Here is a 19,038-nt window from a genome sequence, read left to right on the forward strand (position 1 = left end):
GTTTTCACCCCTTTTAACCTGTCCATTTCAGTATTAGCATGTATATGTCTCCTGCATCTATTTTTCCGCTGTTATCCAGGTCATATATCTGCACTGTCTCCCAATCTGGGCTGCTTGTATCTTTGAACCAGTTTGAAATTATGTAGTATAAATCAATCACATTTACTCTTCCATCTCCATTGAAATCTTCTTTGATTGGAGGCACATAGCAGCTTGCTTCTGCAACTGGCTCACCCTTTGCATTTCCAAGATTATCTTCTGCATAGGCATAGAATTCATAGTATCCTGGCTTGTAGTAGCAGAATTCGCTTGGCTTGTATATGAAGCTGAATGTATAACTGCTTCCATTATAGCTTCCATATTCCTGCCATTCTGTCCATGTTGAGCCATCGCTGCTATATCTGAAGTATAGTTTTATCAATTTAACTCCAGCAATTTCATCATTTGCATTTATTGTGATATCAAATGGCATTGTGCTATTGTTTCCTATAACTATGCTTGTTTCTGGTGGGCTATTATCAATTATGAATTTCTGCTTCATTTCATCGCTCATCTGTCCGCGCATATCACTTGCCTTGAAGAACAGATGATATACTATGCCTTCGCTCAATCCGAAATCCTCTGGGGCGAAGCTTACACTTCCATATCTTGCTCCAGAGAAGCTCGGTGTTTCATACCACATTGTTCCATCAAAGCTCCAGTATATCTTATCAAGTCCAACATAGTTTTCTTCTGGCATATCTGTTGCATTTAAGTATATCATTGTATTGCTTGTAATTGCATGACCAGTTTCTCCATCGAGTTCTATTTCAATTGATGGCTGTCCATATTCCTTTGCTATCACTGGTGGCTCTCTATCAAGAGCAACGAAGCATTCAGCATCATATGTTCCATGCTCATATGGTGGCACTTCTTCATTGCCCAGGCAATCATAGGCAATGCTTATGAAGCGATACCATCCTCCACCTTCTGGAGCATTGAAGCTGAATGTTTGATTTGGAACATCAAGGCGCTGCTCATATGGAATGTTGAATGTTGTATAAAGCATCCAGTCGCTCCATGTTATATTGTTTTCGCTGTATGAGTAATAAACCTCTACCTTGCATACTCCTACTGGTCCACTTACTTCGCTTCCATGGTCAACAATATCAACAACATCTATGTCGAATGGAATTTCATCTCTCTCATATGGAATTATTTCATCCACTCTTGAAGTAGGTGGCATATAATCAATGTAGATATGCTGTTTGCTCTTCTGCTTATCTTCAACATGTCCAACATTATCAACAGCCCAGTGATATATTTCAATTATTGTCTTGTTCAAGCTTGGGCGGGCATTGAAGTAATCCTCAACAGTTGCATCTGGATCATTTAATATTATCTTCACTGCTTCCTCAACAGTAAAGTAATGTTTGCTATGGTTTGCATCATTTAATTTCCATAGCAATATTGGCTGTTCATTCCAGAACTGATACCATATTTCATTTACTCCACTATCCCATGCGAAATCTTCACTTGCATTCAGCCATATCTTTGTATCCGGTCTTACCCAGTGAATTACTTCATCTCCAGCAATTGTTTCCTCAACATATGGCATTTCAAATTCTTTCTTTGTTCTTGGAGGTGTGCAATCTATAATAACATCCTGCTTCTTCTCTCCTTCTGTCATATTATTGTAATCATACACTATCCAGTGTATTTCATATTTGCCACATGCGAAAGAGTTCGCCAACTCGCCAAGGTGTATCCATATTCGTATGTATTCTCTTCCCTCTTCATCGTACCATTTGTCGCATTTGATTCCATCGCCTACCGATGGTATATCACTTGTATATACTCTTGTCCAGGATTTGAGTGGTTCTTTCCAGCCAGATGCATATGGATCGCCTAATGTAACCTTATATGAGCCCGGTGTACCACTTATCTCTTTAATGAGATAGAATAGTGTCTCACCAGGATGATACGGACTGGTTGTAAGCCAACTAATAGTTACATAATCGCCATAGTCCCATACCTTATTATTATTACTGTCTATACCTGAAATAATCCAGCCAACCAAGTCACCATCCATATAGACAGGCGTATTTGCCGGAAGTATCTGATTTGTGGCTAAATACACATCTACGCTCTCGCCCATCCATCTCCATACTGTGTACTCGATATACCATATTCCTGTCTGACAATCTGGATTTCTTGGCAGATCCGTTGTATTTATTACAACCCATGAGCAATTCTGGAAGTAATATACATTTGAAGTTTCATTGTAATATAGGTTGCCATTTGTTATTTCAAAATCTAATTTGCTTTCTGGCGCCTTATCATCTACGCCCACATGCCATACAACTGGCTCTTCTGTATTGCATAAATCATCCTTGCTGAAGTAATATAACCAGTGCTCGCATCCCTCAGTGAAATAGAATGGCTCTTCATAATGCATCCAGTATATGTAGCCACCAAATGGCGGATTCTGTCCAAACCAGAAATCTTCGTCATCGTTAAACTGTATTAAGTCAGCATGCTGTGAAACAACTATGCTGCTTCCATTTATTGCTCCTGGAGTGTCTGGAGTTGGATAGAATTCATATAAGCCACTGCTCTCATTATACCATACCCATCTATAATATGTATTGTTCTGCCAGTTATATGGATAAATGCATGCCTCGCCAGAATGATTTGCATAGAAGTGCACATCATCATTTATACATATTACTTCTGGCTTAACCTCTTGTGGTGTATAATAGGTTTTGTTACCACTCTCATTATTCTTCGGTATCCATGGATGCTCTCCCCAGCTGATGCCAAGCCATGTTTCTGGTGGTGTACCATCTACATACCAGCGCTCGTGCTTAAGTTCGCTGCTATGGCATAATTTATCCTTTGCAAAGTAGTATAAATCATGTGTGCAATTCTCTGGTAGATGGGCTTCAAATGAAATATATCCAACTCTTGAATCATTATCATATTCGTCATTATCATAAATTGCCCACCAATAGTAGTCATAAATTTCCTCATCTTCCTCGCTTATTCCTGGAATTTCACATCCACATAGATATTCATCTCCATATCCTTCTCCTTCCTCGCCATTCACTTCATATCTCCAGTATATTGCATCTATTCCAACAGCGCATTCATTTTCTGGCAGGTCAGAAGCATTTATTGTTATCGGAGCACATGCTCTGAGGAAGCCATGTGAAGTTATATCAACCCAGAAGATTGCCCAGTAATCAGTATTATGATTTCCATATCCATTTGGAGTATGGAAGTAGAATACTATCTGTATGTCCTGTCCATAATAGTCCCAGAGAGGAATGTCCTCAATATCATCATGCACATCACTGCTAAATGATTTCAACAGATGCCATGTTCCGCTTTCATCTATTAGATATACATATGCAGAAGCATAATCGCTCTCGAAATAGTGCCTGAAGGTTAAATTGCTGAATTTTGGCAAATCATAAATTACAGGTGAATATAGATATTCTTCCTGCTCACCATAATAATAGCCATGCACAACAGCAGCATCCGCTATACTTCCATCAAACCATGGGCTGACATATTGCTCCCATCCATAATAGCAGTTGCCGGCATAATTTCCTTCTCTTCTCCAGTCTCCATATTCAGTTAAGCCATCTGTTGGCGGGAATCTTGGAACAGCTACTGCATCAACTGTATGCTTGTACATATCAAATTTATCCTCAAATATCGCTTCTTCGACTTCTCTTATTTCAACCTTTATATCATCCACGAACCATCCCTCATCTGTTGTATAGTAATTGCTATAGAACCTGAATCTTATCTTAATTATCTTTCCTATATAGTTGCTTAAATCAATGAATTCCTGCACCCAGTCCCTGCTTCCAGAATAACTTGCAAGTTGTTGCCATGTTCCATCTGCATATACTTCAACATATGCTGCATCACCATAATCATTGTCCATATCATATTTATGCCAGAAAATTAGCATTGCTTTCTTTCCAGCATAGCCAGTAGTTAAATCAATATCCCCGCTTATAAGTGCATCATTCATGCAATTTAGATATTGATAAGCTGGCTCAACTCCACAATACCATGAATGATTTTCAGAATGAGAATCATAATCTGTTACATGCCATTTGCTTGTTTCAAGCATCTCCGCATTCCAGTTTGCAAGTGTATTGAAGAAATCGGGAGTGAAATAAAATTCTGTTTCATTTTTTACAGTAACATTATCTATGAATACTCCATTATACTGGCCGTTATAACTATCATCGCTTACAAACCTGAATCTTATCCATACCGTTGAATTTCCAATATATTGAGACATATCTATTGTCTTTGTTATCCATCCACTCTGCCCGCTGATTGTTTCAAGAACTGTCCAGTTAATGCTGTCATTGCTTGCTTCAATGTATAAATTATCATCGGTTTGCAAATAGTACCATATATTGAATGACAAACTAACTGTACCTGTTGCACCTGATAAATCAATTGGATTTTTAATTGTTAAGGTATCATCCCAGTTGCATGCATATAGCCCGCCTCCATTTTGAGCATTTCCAAGGCTTAAATCTCCGCACCATGCTGCTGGCTTATTTGGAAGATTTTCGCTCCATCCTGGAGAGGGCGGAGAAGCAACTGGTAACCTATTTACAAGCTGCCAGTAGCTTGTCTGCTTAACAGTTAAATCATCTATGCTCCATATTATGCTATTTTCAACATCATCATCAAGCAATGTTGCAATTCTATGAATTGAGCCAACCCATACATCATCTACCAGCAGACCGTTGTATGGGAATACATTGCTTAAATAATAGCAGTGGAAGCCAATATATACTTCCTGCCCAGCATATTCTGATAAATCAATTTCCACATGCCTGTAAGATGTGTCGCTGAATATGCCAGAATCCCATACCTCAACAAATGCACTTGTATCTGTCTGTGTGGTTATGTTATTTACTCCAACCTTTAAGCCAGCAGAGCCACCATAATATACCTTATACCAGAATGTTAGATTTCCATCTTCTGGAATTGTTATCTTTGGAGTTATTAACCATGCACATGGTGAGCTATAAGTCCATGCCATTGCCGCATATCTTCCAGAATGAGCAATATTATCTTGCCACAGGAACAATGGCTCTTCTGATTTTATGCTCCATGTGCTTCCATCTCCATCCACAACTGCCCATCCATTTCCAAATGGTGCCTCAAAGCTTTCATATAAGCTTGTGGTTGTGTTTCCAATTGCTCCATGCTCTGGAAGTATTTCCTCTACTTCTGGCGAACTTGCATCTACATAATAAATCTGATGATGCAATGTGCTATTATGGCATGCCCTATCCTTTGCAAAGTAATACAAATCATGCTGGCATTCCTCATTGAATACTATTCCTCTGCTATCATCATATATGAACCACCAGTAGTTTGCTATTTCTGGAACATCCGGCTGAATTTCGCTTCCATTCCTTGCTGCTGGATGCCCTGGCACTGGATAATAGTTTCCATTCCATTCATACCTGTAATAAATGTTTTCTATGCCCGATGGATGGTCTCCTGGGTCATAAGCAGATAAATTGATTCTTACTCCGGCTCTCAGATATTGAGTTACATTCTCCACTTCAGCCCACCATTGCCATACTCCCATTCTTAAGAATTCAAGATTATCATAAACATTGATTGTATAAACCAAGGATGAGCCCGCTGGAACATTTACTGTATAAACCTTGTAATTTACATCGCTTCCGTTTTCAAGAGTTATTCCACTATCACCAAAGATTTCCTCAACATGCAAACGCAATATTAAATCATGTGTCATATCGTTATTGTATATTGTGAAGTTAATATATTGTATCTTATCTCTATATTGCCCTTCTGGATTTGGTATCCATCCATCTGCATAGCTCCAATACCATGCATCTCTTACATGGAATGTTCCTTCAAGCCAATCTGTTTCATTTTCAAAAGTATCATCAACATCTATTTCAACAGGTGTGTAGTAGCCATGCTCTGGATGTTCCTTGCTTACTACTGGTTCAAACTCATCAACTTCATAAACCTGCATATATACTGGCGTGTGATGGCATACATTGTCCTTTGCCCAGTAATACAACCAGTGCACGCACTCCTCATAGAAATGCACACCTATGCTTTCATCATATTCATACCATAAATTATAACCATTGAAATAATAATCAATTTCTTCCTCGCTGTAATATTGAGTTATATCAACAATCTTTTCTCCATGCGGGGCATCTGTTTCATTTGCTGGATGACGAATTTGCTCATCCCAGCCAATTTCATAGGCATAATATATTCCCTCTATTCCACTTGCACATGGATTTTCACGATATGCAACAATTGCAAACTTCCAGTCGCCTTCTGACTGCTCACTGCTTATATACGGTGCTCCCGCTGAATATACATCAACATCTGCATGATACCAGTGCACAAGTGAGCCATTTTCACGGAATGCATCAATTATATAGGTATGCCCTGATTCAACACTGACTGGTTCATCAAAGACAAATTTCACCCACTCGCCCGTGCTGGAACCTGTGAGATGAACTGTTTTACTGCCGAGCTCATTTCCAGGAAGGAATGGAACATCATTATGGAGGTATAGTGTAACATTTGCATCTCCTGTCCAGTCAAGCCACAGCCACACCTCATTTATTGCGGAAATGTTCTCACTTACCTGGAAGGTCTGGGCATCCCAAGGCCAGTTTGGAATGCTCTGCCTTAATTGAAGTTCATCTTCTCTGTCACCCAGATTCTGGAACTGGTCAACAAGTTTAAGTATGTCGGGCATATCCTTTGCTGTTAGATTAATTCTATCACATGCCCTTATATATGAAACTGGCTTGAGTTTAATATCTCCCTCGCTTATCTCTTCAACCAACCATTCTGATTCCTTTCCTGTCTTTGTATTGTAAAGGATGAAATGAGTTACATTGTAATTTATAACTACATAATATGTGCTGAATTCTGGATAAACTTCATGCCATAGCGAGCCATCTGCAAATGGATCTTCTCCTCCAACATATTCAATATACATATATTCCTCATTTGTTTCATTGTATAGATATGCTGTAAATGTTTGATAGTCGCTAAAATCATATTCAATGCTCCATTCTGATTCTTCTCCTGTTTGATTCTTAAGTATTACATCATTGTTATATCCTACAATTTCATAAATGTTGCAGTAATCTGGATAAACTTCATGCCATAGCGAGCCAATTTCAAATGGCTCTTCTCCTCCATGATATACGAGATATATGTATTCATTATTTGTTGTAGTGTATAAATACAATGTATATGCTATTGGTTCAACTTGATATAACCTATCTACATTATATTTTTCATCATGCATAATCCAGTACAAGTTTCCATATTTTTCAAAACCATCTATCAGATAATACCCTCTGCCATATTCTGGATAAAGCTCTTCATAAACTATCCCACCATCATCAACATCAACAAGAGGATGCAAGTATATTGATTCCTCTTCCTTGTAGCACCATGGATGCTCTTTGCTTACTTCTGGCTCAAATTTATCAACATAAATTTCTTCTATTAAAACATCGCTGACTATTGAATTATCTAGCCAATCACTTGCATTATAGAAGTAATAAATCTTATGATAGCATTCTTCCTCAAAGTGCAATGTTATTGAAGGTGTTTGTGGGGTAATCTCCCACCATAGCTCACCACCTATATTCACAACTTCTCCATATTGAGTATCATTTTCATTCATAGGATGTTTCTCTATGTAAGGAGTTGTGAAGTTTGTATATTCATATCTGAAATAGAATATGAAATCGCGCCATCCTACCCAGCATTCTGGCTCATCAGTTAAGTTGAGATAAAATTCCTTGCATGCCCTTACAAACATCTTTCCTGTCTGCTCATCAAAGTAGAAGCCATGTTCATCTGGATATTCAACTTTAAGCTTTGGCGGGCTGTTGTCAACATAATGGGTTTGATTTACAATTCGAACATTTCCAACAAGGTCTTCAGCTCTTATCTCAATATAATGAGTGCATTCCTCATGGAATTTAATTCTTGTAAATTCTATCTCATCACCTATTGCAACATACCAGTATTTTCCATCAATTAGAGTTATATTGCTATTTCCACAATATGCATCAGTTAAATCAATTGGATGCCATGTTTCATTGAAATATATTCTATACATCAGGCTCTTCAATCCAACTCCACCCATGCATCCCTCATCCCATGAAGACAAATCAAGAATTGCCTGACTTGTTAGCCATGTATTGTTGAGATGGTCAACAAGTGTTTCATTGTACAGTGAATACATATATGGATAATTATATGGATAAATTGCATAATATTCAATCTTGAATGTGAAGTCCCATGAATTTTTTATTTCTCCATCTACCATTGCAACTCCATCCGCATATGGCCCTGGATTCGGATAATTGCTCTTTGCCTCCCATTTGATTGGTGGTTGGCCATAGTAATTCAATCCAATCCAGTAAGTAGCGCCATGCTCAACATATAACCTCTCTGGCAGGTGGAATTGTAGCCATCCAGTATAATCTCCATCTCTATATAGCGGTTCAGTTTCTGCAAGCAAATCGCCTGGTTCGCCCTCATCGTCTCCATAAATTTCTATCCATATTGGATATGCGCTGTTAAATGTTCCATTTACATAAACACTTACCGCATCTATATAGCTCCATGGTGCCTTGAAGCTCTGATAATCAGTTGTACTTGTATCTGAACTGTTATTCCTCTCTATTTGCTGAAGAGCGGTTATTTTTTCTATATCTTTTCTTATTGCTGGAGGTGTGCAATCAACCATATCTTTTTCTTTAAATGTATAATTATTGCCAACATAGTCAATTGCCCATATTTCTGGCTCATGGAAGCATTCTCTATATCTTTCTGGCAAATCTCCAAAGTGGAATAGATAAGATATCTTTCCATATTCTGGATTTAAGTCCTTTACTACAATTGTTATATTTTCAACATGCCATGTTTGAGGCATATTATAAAATCTTATATAATCGCAATAATCCAAAGTACCATTTCCATTATCAGTCCAGTTGGTAATATTATATTCATCCCCTTCATAGTACCATGTTGTATTAACTGGGTTTGAGAGCAATTTTCCTAATTCTGTTGTTGTTGTATTAACAATAATTGTTGCATTTTGGCTTTCATCATAAAGCGTCATTGTTATTTCAGCAAGGTTATCAACAACAACAATCTGATCAACAGGTGTAAGGAGTTGCTGTTGCCCTCCTGGAACTCTTGTCTCATTCCAATATATATTCATTCCAAACATCCATACTCCTACTCCTCCTCCGCATCCATCATCTGTAACATTAAACCATATAGGAGTTGAGCAATTCACCCATAGCCATCCCCGCTCATCAATATATTTTGGCTCTCCTATTGTTTTATTTATTGTTGGAGGTGTTGCATCAACCGCAATATCAACTGAATATTGTTGATGCTCATGCCCGAGATAATCAACTATATCCCATTTTATTTCATGGAAGCATTCCTCATTGAAGCACAATTCAACTGTAATAAATCCAACTCTCTTATCAGTATCATTTGCATCATTGTCATGAACTTTAACTTCCTTAATCTTTTGATAATTATTTGGCTCATTTGGATTCCACCATATTGAATAATTGAGCCACTCTACTCCAGAAGCACATCCTTCTGGCAAATCATAGGCATATATTATCATTGGAGTACATTTCTTGATTGCGGTATAAATATCTCCTCCATAATTCAAAATTGAATTTGGCTCACCAAATTCATATTCCTCTTCTCTTGGTGATGGGCTATTATCAACATAATGAATTTGCCTATTAACTGGCTCACTATTTGTTCCATTTCCTGCATAGAACTCAATTATATGCTCACATTCCTCAGGAAGATTGAATGGACCTTCATATTCAGTCCAATCTCCACCATTTATTCTATATAGTATTCTATCATAATCTCCTTCTGCTTCAAGAGTAAATGATGTTTCATTTGTTACATAGCTCTTTTCAATTCCATAATACCATGAATGGCTTGCTGATTTTCTTCTATGATTGGTTATATGCCATAATCCATTATATGTCCAATTCTGCACTCCATTTTCAACATCATCGCTAAATGGAACATTTCCTCCAAATTCAGTTATCCTTATGTCATCTATATACCATCCTTCCCAGTAATTATATGACTCATTAACTGTATTAAATTCAAATATTATTACAATTTCATCTGGGACATATGCGGATATATCTATGCTTTCATACACCCATGCGGGCGGGGTGTTAAATCCTCCTGATCCATAATATAAGTAATCCCTATCCTCTGGCTCAGTCGGATTACTATCTGGATTTAAAGTTTTTAATAAATTCCAATTGTATCCTCCATCAGTTGAAATATATACATTCATTAAATCACAGCTTGATGGCTCCACTCCTTCAATTTGCCACCATGTCCAGAAAGATAGCCAAGCAACATCTTGGGTAACATTTATTATAGGAGAAACGAGATAGCCATGATTTGCAGAGCCATTGTCAAAATCATATTTTTTGAATTCTGGCTCACCAACTGTTTTTGTTGTCTTTGGTGTTCCAAGAGTTATGTTCAGCCACATATATCCCTGGTTATCAATTTCACTTTCATCAATATATGTAAAGCTTCTTCCTTCCCTTCCATCATAAGTAGCAATTGCAAGCAGTGGATCGCCATCGTACCATTCCATCCATGGCGGAGCTGATGTCCCTCCTCCAAGAGTTATGCTATACCTGCCATCTACATCTGTTATATTTTCTCCCCATGCTCCTGTATGTTCATCTCTTATTCTTACAGTTGCTCCCTCCAAAGTATAGCCATTTTCATCATATACATATCCAGTTATAGTAAATGGATCCGTCTTCGCTTTTGTTTCAAGAAGCATCATTAATCCTGTTCCAAGCAACAGGATTGCTACTGCGGTCACTATACCCCTTCTCAACACCAAACTACCTATCGCATTTTTTTCTTTCATTTTTATCCCCCTAATAGATTGCATCGTTAGGAGAAATATATTCGCTATTTATATAAATTTCTATTTTTTTAGCCATCATCCCTTATGCCAGATTTCAAAAACAAGCTTATCTTCTTATTTTCCCAAAGTCATCATAGAATAAGGAAGAATAACTCAAGATTGAATGCATGCTTAGGAAAAGAAATTAAATTTGCAAGGAAAACTGATGAAATAATCTCTTATTTCCATTTTCTCATCGCAATGAGTATTGCTAAAATTATGACAAAAATCTCAAACCCGGGTGTTTTTTCTTTCTTTTCATAAACAACTATTTCTTTTGAAATGCTTCTGCTGAAACTATTGCATGAAACTGTTAATTTTACATTATATTTTCCTTCTTTTTCATAGGCATGCTTTGGATTTTTTTCATAACTAAAATTTCCATCTCCAAAATTCCATGTATAATTTGAGATTGAACCAATTGAATTATCTATAAATGAAATATTTTCATCTATTTTTGGCTGAGAAGGAGTGAAGATAAAGTTTGGATTTAAATCAACATTTAAGGGTATATCTAATTTTAATGGCTCATCTGATGAAATTATTATTTCTTTGTAACCATAGAGGCATGAGCAATTTTTTCCTCTTGCCCTAAAAATTATTTTATCCCCTATCTCCCAATTATAGGGAGGTGAGCCGAAAGTTAAAACATACGCACCATTTTCATCACTAATTGCATTTAATTTTTCACCGCTCCTTTCATTTATTGCCTCAATTTCTATGTCTGGAAGAAAATTTCCTTCATAATATACATACCCATATATCACTAAAGGATTAGAAGCAAAAACAAAAGAAGGAAAAAGGGTTAGTAAGGCGGTTGCAAGAAGCTTCTTCCGCCATCCCATGCTATCACACCACCTTTGTTTCTGAATATAAACACTGCATCACCAATGGAAATGTCGAAGTCACCAGGTGGGTGGCCAACTATGTGTTCAGGTGCCCATGTTTGATTCCATGCCCTCCATCTTCCTACTTTTGTACAATTGCTTATATTGCTTCCAAGTGTGCTTGCATTTGTATTTTCAATGTTTGCCCATCCTATCAAATTGTAGCCAACATATAACGATACATCTATCTCTTCTATCAAACGACCTTCAATTGAAAAATTCTTTTGCTCTGTTAATTGTGTAAATATCCAGTAGCCCATGCCAGAAACTATTTCAAAGTTGTTTTTATCTGGAATTTCCGCAACCCATGATTCGTATCTCTGGATAGACGCATTAAATCTAACAATAACTGTAACATTGCATCCTTGGCTATTTAGGAAATTACCTAATTCCTTTGCATTTGTTATGCTTTCATTTTTAACTGGAATTGTAAGCATATTCCACTTTGGATACAAAGTATAGGTATGCACATATTTTACGCATAATATTGCTTCTGGTAATGTGGTTTCATTTGGCAATGGCTCATGATTTCCAAGTAAATCATATGCCACTGCATAGAATTGATAATATCCAGAGCCATTTGAAGCATTGAAGCTCCATTGCCATGGTGAATTGTTTAATGTTTCCAGCTCTATCCATGGACTAAATGAAGAATTGTATCTTGAAAATCTGTAATAGAGTGTAACATTTGCTACTCCAACCGCACAACCTGGTGAATCAATTACAGTTACATTGATAGTGATTGGATTTTCTTCATTTACAATCTGGCAATATGGAGTAATTTCATCAACAGTAGCATTTGGTGAGCTATTATCAACATATACAGTTTCATTATGCCATGCAGTATTTCCTAAATTATCTATTGCAGTTATATTAATCCAGTGCTCACATTCTTCTGGAATTGTAAAGTTAATGCTTGCTGTTCCACTTGTTACATTATCCCATAGATTATAGATAAGCTGTGGAATTTCTCCAGTTGCATTATATACTTTAACATTTAGATGAACTGAGCCAACTGGGCATAATCCATCATCTGTTGAATTTACCCATATTGTTGTTTGAGAAGTGATGTGGTCACTATATTTTGGTCCTTCAAATTCTTTTGTTGTTACTGGTGGAGTATTATCAACATATACTGTTTGATTATGCACATTTTCGACATTTCCTAAGTTATCCTCAGAATAATATTCAATATAATGCAAGCATTCTTCAGATAGAGTAAATGGTGAGGTATATGTATTCCAATTGCTCCATGAGCCATTATGCCATATTCTATAATATGTTGCTTTTACTCCACATGTACATGTTCCTCCATCATTTGCACTTAGTGTTATTAATGTTGATGATGTTATCCATTCATTTGTTCCATCTGTATAATATGGAGTTCCATATGTCTTTGTAGTTGTTGGTGGAGTATTATCAACATAATGTGTTTGATTATGTAGTGTCTCCTTGTTGGTTGCATTGTCAACGCTGTAATACTCTATTATATGCTCACATTCTTCATGGAAATGAATTGGTCCAAAGTTTATTGAACCATTCAGGAAGTAAATATACCAGTATGTTCCATCAATTTCAGTTATATTGCTATTTCCACAATATTCATCATTTGCATTTGCTGGATGCCATTGCCCATTAAAGTAAATTCTATAATATGTTGCATTAACTCCACTTCCACTTTCACCATCTGTTGCATTTAGCCATATAGGTGTAAGGCTTGTAACCCATTCATCATTTGTACCATATTTTGGCTCTCCTATTTCTTTTGTTGTTCCTGGTGGGAGGTCAAGTAATGGAGCAAATATGCTAAATGAAGTAATGTTTGCCCATACATAATTTTCATCTGTGTTTATTCCCTTGCTTTCATACCAGTTTTCCTTATACCAGTTCACATTATATTTCCACATTTCTGAATAATCCCCTTCTTCATTTTCATAATAAATTGATAGATTAAGCCAAGATGTGCCAGTTGCATTAATATATTTACTGATGTTTCGCCAGCCTGAAGGATCAGCGGGAGGAGTTACTACTCCTTTGAGCCCGAAAGCTCCATTATAACCAAGAACTGTTACATTTGTTGGGTAAGATGAAAATTGGCAGAAGAATATTTCATTATCAGTTCCAGAAACATATAGATCCCACTCCCCATTAGATGAAAAATTGCAATAGGAAATGTTGTTATGGTTTGAGTAAGATAATAAGTGGATCCCATAATTATCATTATTCCAAACATTGTTGTTGATGATGTTGTTATAGTCGGAAGAATAGAGCCGGATGCCATTGCTATTATTCGAAACAATGTTGTTGGTGATGTTGTTATTGTTGGAGTGGGAGAGGTAGATACCATAGTCCTTGTTATTCGAAACAATGTTGTTGGTGATGTTGTTATAGTTGGAGTGGGAGAGGTAGATACCGTCCCAGCTATTATCCGAGGCAATGTTATTGGTGATGTTGTTATCCCAGGAATACTCGAGGTAGATGCCATAGCTGTTAGCTGAAGCAGTGTTGTTGGTGATATTGTTATTGTTGGAAGAAGCGAGGGAGATGCCATCGTCATTATTCGAAACAACATTGTTGTTGGTGATATTGTTATTGTTGGAAGAAGCGAGGGAGATGCCATCGTCATTATTCGAAACAACATTGTTGTTGGTGATGTTGTTATTGTTGGAAGAGGAAAGCCGGATGCCATACCACCTATTATCCGAAACAATGTTATTGGTGATGGTGTTATAGTTGGAAGAGCTGAGGGAGATGCCATCGTCATTATTCGAAACAACATTGTTGTTGGTGATGTTGTTATTGTTGGAAGAGGAAAGCCGGATGCCATACCACCTATTATCCGAAACAATGTTATTGGTGATGGTGTTATAGTTGGAAGAGCTGAGGGAGATGCCATCGTCATTATTCGAAACAACATTGTTGTTGGTGATGTTGTTATAGTCGGAGAAAACGAGGTAGATGCCATACCAGCTGTTATTCGAAACAATGTTGTTGGTTATGTTGTTATCCCAGGAAGAGCTGAGGGAGATGCCATCGCTGTTATTCGAAACATTGTTATTGGTGATGGTGTTATAGTTGGAAGAGGAAAGCCCGATGCCACAGCTGGTGTTGTTGAGTTGTGTGTTGTTGATAAGGCTTTCATTTACTTCATAAAATTCGATTCCATATTCACAGTTGTATATTGTGCAATTATTAATAGTAACATTTACAATGGTGAAGGAAGCATTATATACTTGTATCCCAATGCTTCCATTGAATATAGTGAAGTTTTCAACAAGAGTGTTATTTGCTTCAATTTTTATTCCTATTCCTCCCATAGCATCTATAACAGGATCACCAACTAAACTTATTTCTTTATTTACAACAATGTTTTCTCTATAAGGCTCTGCTGTTGTGTTAACTTTTATTATATCTCCATTGCTTGCATTATCTATTGCTTGCTGGATAGTTGGATAATCATCTGGCACTTTAATTTCCGCAGCATCTGAGGGCATAGAAATCGCTAAAATCGCTACTAACCCAAACAAAATCAGCCCATATATTGCATATTTTCTTTTCATTTTTATCCCCCTGGTAAAAAGTAAATTTAAAAACGATATATAAATTTTTTTGCAGTTTTTGAATTTTCATTTTTCATTTTTCAAATTCATTTTTTTATAGCGGATTGCTTCAGCTGGCAAATAAATTCAAATCACCAAAATCAACTCTTGCAAAAGAGTCAAATAGAATTATTTTCTCTTGTTTCAATAATTTAAAAATCATATCCTTTTAGCGTATAAAAAACCTTTAAAAGCTTTTGTGCTAATTAGAGAAATCATTTTAGCTTGAGATAGCCATCTCAATCTTTTTATATTTTATCTATAATTTTTTTCATAAAATTCTTTTATTTTTTCTTCGCCTGGCAATTCAAATTTTTTCCAGAAATTTATTACTCCTCTTAACTCTTCTTCCTTTTCCTGCCCCTCAAAAATTTCCTTCAAAAAATTGCTCCTTTCCTCAATATCTCTTTTAAAAAATTCAATTATTTCCTTTGGAGGATAGAAGCGCAATAAATTAAACCTTTCAGAAAATCCATCAATATATTCATCTACCTCCCCCGGCTTCGGAATCAAATAATTGAAAACGGGATGATGAACCCATTCCCTTATTTTCTTCTCAGCAACAAGAGCTATCAACTTCTTTGTCTCCTCCACCCTTATTTTTTCTCCCTCGCCCATCACTTTCCCTTCCAAATTGCACTGCCCAACATATCCAGTATTTACAACAAAAAATATTAACTTGTGCAATCCAATATCCGAGTAAGTTTTTAACTTCAGCCAGGCTTGATCCGCCTGCTCACCAACCATAAAATCAGTTGCCGCATACCTCCTCACCCTCTGCCCCGCTCCTCCTTCTATTGCAGAAGTTATAACTGTTTCGCAAGCACTATCAAATGCAACAGCCATCTCAGGCTCAACAACTCTCAAAATTGGCTCAAGTATATCATATCTTCTGAAACTCAATCCTTCAGCTCTAAGATATTTCTCAGCTCCCCATTTTTTATTAAGAATGCTGAATTTAAAGATAAATCTTCCATTTGTTGTCTTACTCTTTTCATAAGATTTGCATTTCAGCTTCCCCGCTTTTCCATGTGGAACAAGAGCTTCATATTCTCCTATTTTTTTCAAAACAAAATCAACACCTTCGCAATCAATATTAAGAGCAATAACAATTTCATTTTCCCTTGATGAAATCAATCCGGCCCATTCTGGCGAGCTCTCATCTATTCCTTCAGATTTAGCAAAACTGCTTGCTTCAAGTCCTATAAGTTTTATTCTATCAACTTTCCTATTTTTATAAATTGGTATGCCAACCAAAGCATCATCCTGCTCAATATCCTTTCCTATTGTAAGAGTTGTTTTTCCTGTCCCGCTTAGCCCTTTAATAATTGTTCCATCAAAGCATCCCGCATGATACGAGATCATTCCCTGCATTTCCGCTCTATTCCATACCATTGTCAAATTTGGCTTTTTAAATGCTCCTCCAAAGTAATCAATTCCAACATTAACAACTCTTCTCAAATCTTCTTTAGCTTCAGTGAAATCAAAAAGAGAGATTGGTTCCTCATAATTTTTACTTATCTCCTTTGCTTCTCTTTTATATTCTTCTGGCAATCCTTCAGGAATTATAATATTGAAGCATTTCGAAACCCCTTCAAAAGGAAAAAGCATATGCTTACCCATCCAAGCAATATATGCTGAATGAGGATTTTCAATGCTTACAAAAACCTTTACTCCAGTTTTCCACTCCTCTCCATAGCAACCATCAATCTCAATCGAACTCGCTTCTTTAATATATCTCTCAACAATCTTGAATATTTCTTTCCCCTCTTCCTCATCAAACCTTCTCTGCCCTTTTCCTAGCTTCTCCGCCATATAAAAAACCCTGTCGGGTATGCGCCCCTTCTGGCGAGATGCAAAAAGATATTGCCCATCTGAAGTTAAAGCATAATATGGCTTAAGGAATTCTTTGAAGAATTCATCGCTAGGATTTTTTATTTTCATATTTGTAATAGTTTTTTTATATACAATATTTTCCAGGAATTTTTGGAAATGGAGTTGTATATCCTATATCTTTAAGCCCGCAAATATATCTTGTTAGCCTCTCAATTCCTATACCAAATCCAGCGGATGGATAAAGCCCTTCCTTGGCAATTGAAAGATAATAAAGATAATCTTTTTCGCTCCCAACTTCCCTTATTCTTTTAATTATTTTTTCATATTCATATTCCCTCTCACCTCCAGATAATGCCTCTCCAAATCCTTCAGGATATATCAAATCCATATCAACAAGCCATCCCTCTCTTTCCTCATTTTCCTTATAATAAAATTCTCTCATTGATTTTGGAAAATCAAAAATCCAGAGAGGTGATTTTGTTTCTTTTGATAAAATTTCTTCATAATTTTTGCCATATTTGGAATATGCTTCCTCAAAACTTATCCTCTTAAATGGAATAGATGGAATTTTTATTTCTCTTCCAAATTTTTCAATTTCATCCTTGCATATCTTTTTAACTTCTTTTAAGATATATATAAGCATCTCTTCCGCAAATTTAATCATCTCTTCCCTTTCACCATTTCTTACTTCTATATCAAGCTGTGTAAATTCAAATAAATGTCTCATGCTTTTTGCCTTCTCCTCATTTTCAAGCCTCACATTTGGAGAAAAACAGAATATTTTATCAAATGAAATTATTGCAATTTGCTTATGAAAAATCATGCTTTTTGTCAAATAATATTTATTTCCATAACACTCTATTGATGCATCAAAAGTTGAATAAGATAAAGGATCTGTAAATGGTGAGATAATTACAGGTGGAATCTCTAAAAATCCTCTATTATTTAAAAATTCAGATAATTTATAGCGAATTATGCTCCCAACTTTCACTCCAAATTTTAATTTTTCATCTTTTAGAAAGCTTTTTAACTCAAGAGTTTCTTGCAACATGTCTATAAAAAATTTTTATTTTATAAACATTTTGACTAAAAATTTGTCATTTTTACGTAAAAATAACAAAATTTAAATATATTTTTGTCATTAAGACACATGGACAGGAAAGATTTTTTAATACTTAAAGAGCTAAAAGAAGATGCAAGAAAAACTGTTAATGAAATAGCTTCCAAAATAAATCTTCCTCGCACAACAGTAGGGGAAAGAATAAAAAAGATGGTAAAAGAAGGAGTAATTAAGAAATTTACCACAATAGTAAACTATGAAAAAATCGGGAAAAATATAACATCTTTTGTTCTTGTTTCATTCTTACCAAACCCAAAAATATCCCAGAGGCAACTTGCAAGAGAAATTTCAAGAATAGAAAACGTATATGAAGTGTATATAATATCTGGTGAGTGGGATTTACTGCTGAAAGTAAGAGGAAGAGATATGGAAGAAATAGGAAAACTGGTTTTAGATAAAATAAGGGCAATGGAAGGAGTTGGAAAAACAGTTACATGCACATGTTTTAGTGTTGTAAAAGAAGAGTTTTAGTGGGCCCGCGGAGATTTGAACTCCGGACCTCCCGGTTATCAGCCGGGCGCTCCAACCTGGCTAAGCTACGGGCCCTTACTT

6 protein-coding genes and 1 tRNA gene are annotated in these 19,038 nt (G+C 36.3%); 1 reads left to right on the plus strand and 6 read right to left on the minus strand.

The features are described from left to right. Positions 1 to 13: 13 nt before the first annotated feature. The 5 genes from H5T44_04210 to H5T44_04230 all read right to left on the minus strand — a co-directional run bounded on the left by H5T44_04210 (position 14) and on the right by H5T44_04230 (position 18,417). Positions 14 to 11,005 (minus strand): choice-of-anchor J domain-containing protein, encoded by a 10,992-nt coding sequence (locus H5T44_04210; protein ID MBC7081429.1) that lies wholly within the window; start codon positions 11,003 to 11,005, stop codon positions 14 to 16. 218 nt (positions 11,006 to 11,223) lie between these two features. After that, positions 11,224 to 11,889, minus strand: a complete 666-nt coding sequence (locus tag H5T44_04215; GenBank protein ID MBC7081430.1) for a PKD domain-containing protein — start codon at positions 11,887 to 11,889, stop codon at positions 11,224 to 11,226. Then, the gene (locus tag H5T44_04220) at positions 11,850 to 15,491 is read right to left on the minus strand and encodes a right-handed parallel beta-helix repeat-containing protein (protein ID MBC7081431.1); all 3,642 of its coding nucleotides are present in this window, start codon (positions 15,489 to 15,491) and stop codon (positions 11,850 to 11,852) included. The genes H5T44_04215 and H5T44_04220 overlap by 40 nt, the downstream gene beginning before the upstream one ends. A gap of 294 nt (positions 15,492 to 15,785) precedes the next feature. After that, complete coding sequence (locus H5T44_04225; GenBank protein MBC7081432.1) at positions 15,786 to 17,474, minus strand: phosphoenolpyruvate carboxykinase (ATP); 1,689 nt, start codon at positions 17,472 to 17,474, stop codon at positions 15,786 to 15,788. Between the two features lie 16 nt (positions 17,475 to 17,490). Beyond that, the gene (locus tag H5T44_04230) at positions 17,491 to 18,417 is read right to left on the minus strand and encodes an asparagine synthetase (protein MBC7081433.1); all 927 of its coding nucleotides are present in this window, start codon (positions 18,415 to 18,417) and stop codon (positions 17,491 to 17,493) included. A 99-nt stretch (positions 18,418 to 18,516) separates the two neighbouring features. On the opposite strand from H5T44_04230, the gene H5T44_04235 reads away from it, so the two are divergent. Beyond that, the gene (locus H5T44_04235) at positions 18,517 to 18,957 is read left to right on the plus strand and encodes an Lrp/AsnC family transcriptional regulator (protein ID MBC7081434.1); all 441 of its coding nucleotides are present in this window, start codon (positions 18,517 to 18,519) and stop codon (positions 18,955 to 18,957) included. Here the strand turns inward: H5T44_04235 and H5T44_04240 are convergent. Continuing rightward, positions 18,958 to 19,032: transfer RNA gene (locus H5T44_04240), tRNA-Ile, on the minus strand. It lies immediately after the preceding gene. Positions 19,033 to 19,038 lie beyond the last annotated feature (6 nt).

The sequence above is a fragment of the Thermoplasmatales archaeon genome, from assembly GCA_014361195.1.
Taxonomy (GTDB): domain Archaea; phylum Thermoplasmatota; class E2; order UBA202; family JdFR-43; genus JACIWB01.

Excerpts from the sequence above, each read along its gene's own strand:
- H5T44_04210 (MBC7081429.1), bottom strand. The coding sequence starts at position 11,005 with ATGAAAGAAAAAAATGCGATAGGTAGTTTGGTGTTGAGAAGGGGTATA.
- H5T44_04215 (MBC7081430.1), bottom strand. The coding sequence starts at position 11,889 with ATGGGATGGCGGAAGAAGCTTCTTGCAACCGCCTTACTAACCCTTTTT.
- H5T44_04220 (MBC7081431.1), bottom strand. The coding sequence starts at position 15,491 with ATGAAAAGAAAATATGCAATATATGGGCTGATTTTGTTTGGGTTAGTA.
- H5T44_04225 (MBC7081432.1), bottom strand. The coding sequence starts at position 17,474 with ATGAAAATAAAAAATCCTAGCGATGAATTCTTCAAAGAATTCCTTAAG.
- H5T44_04230 (MBC7081433.1), bottom strand. The coding sequence starts at position 18,417 with ATGTTGCAAGAAACTCTTGAGTTAAAAAGCTTTCTAAAAGATGAAAAA.
- H5T44_04235 (MBC7081434.1), top strand. The coding sequence starts at position 18,517 with ATGGACAGGAAAGATTTTTTAATACTTAAAGAGCTAAAAGAAGATGCA.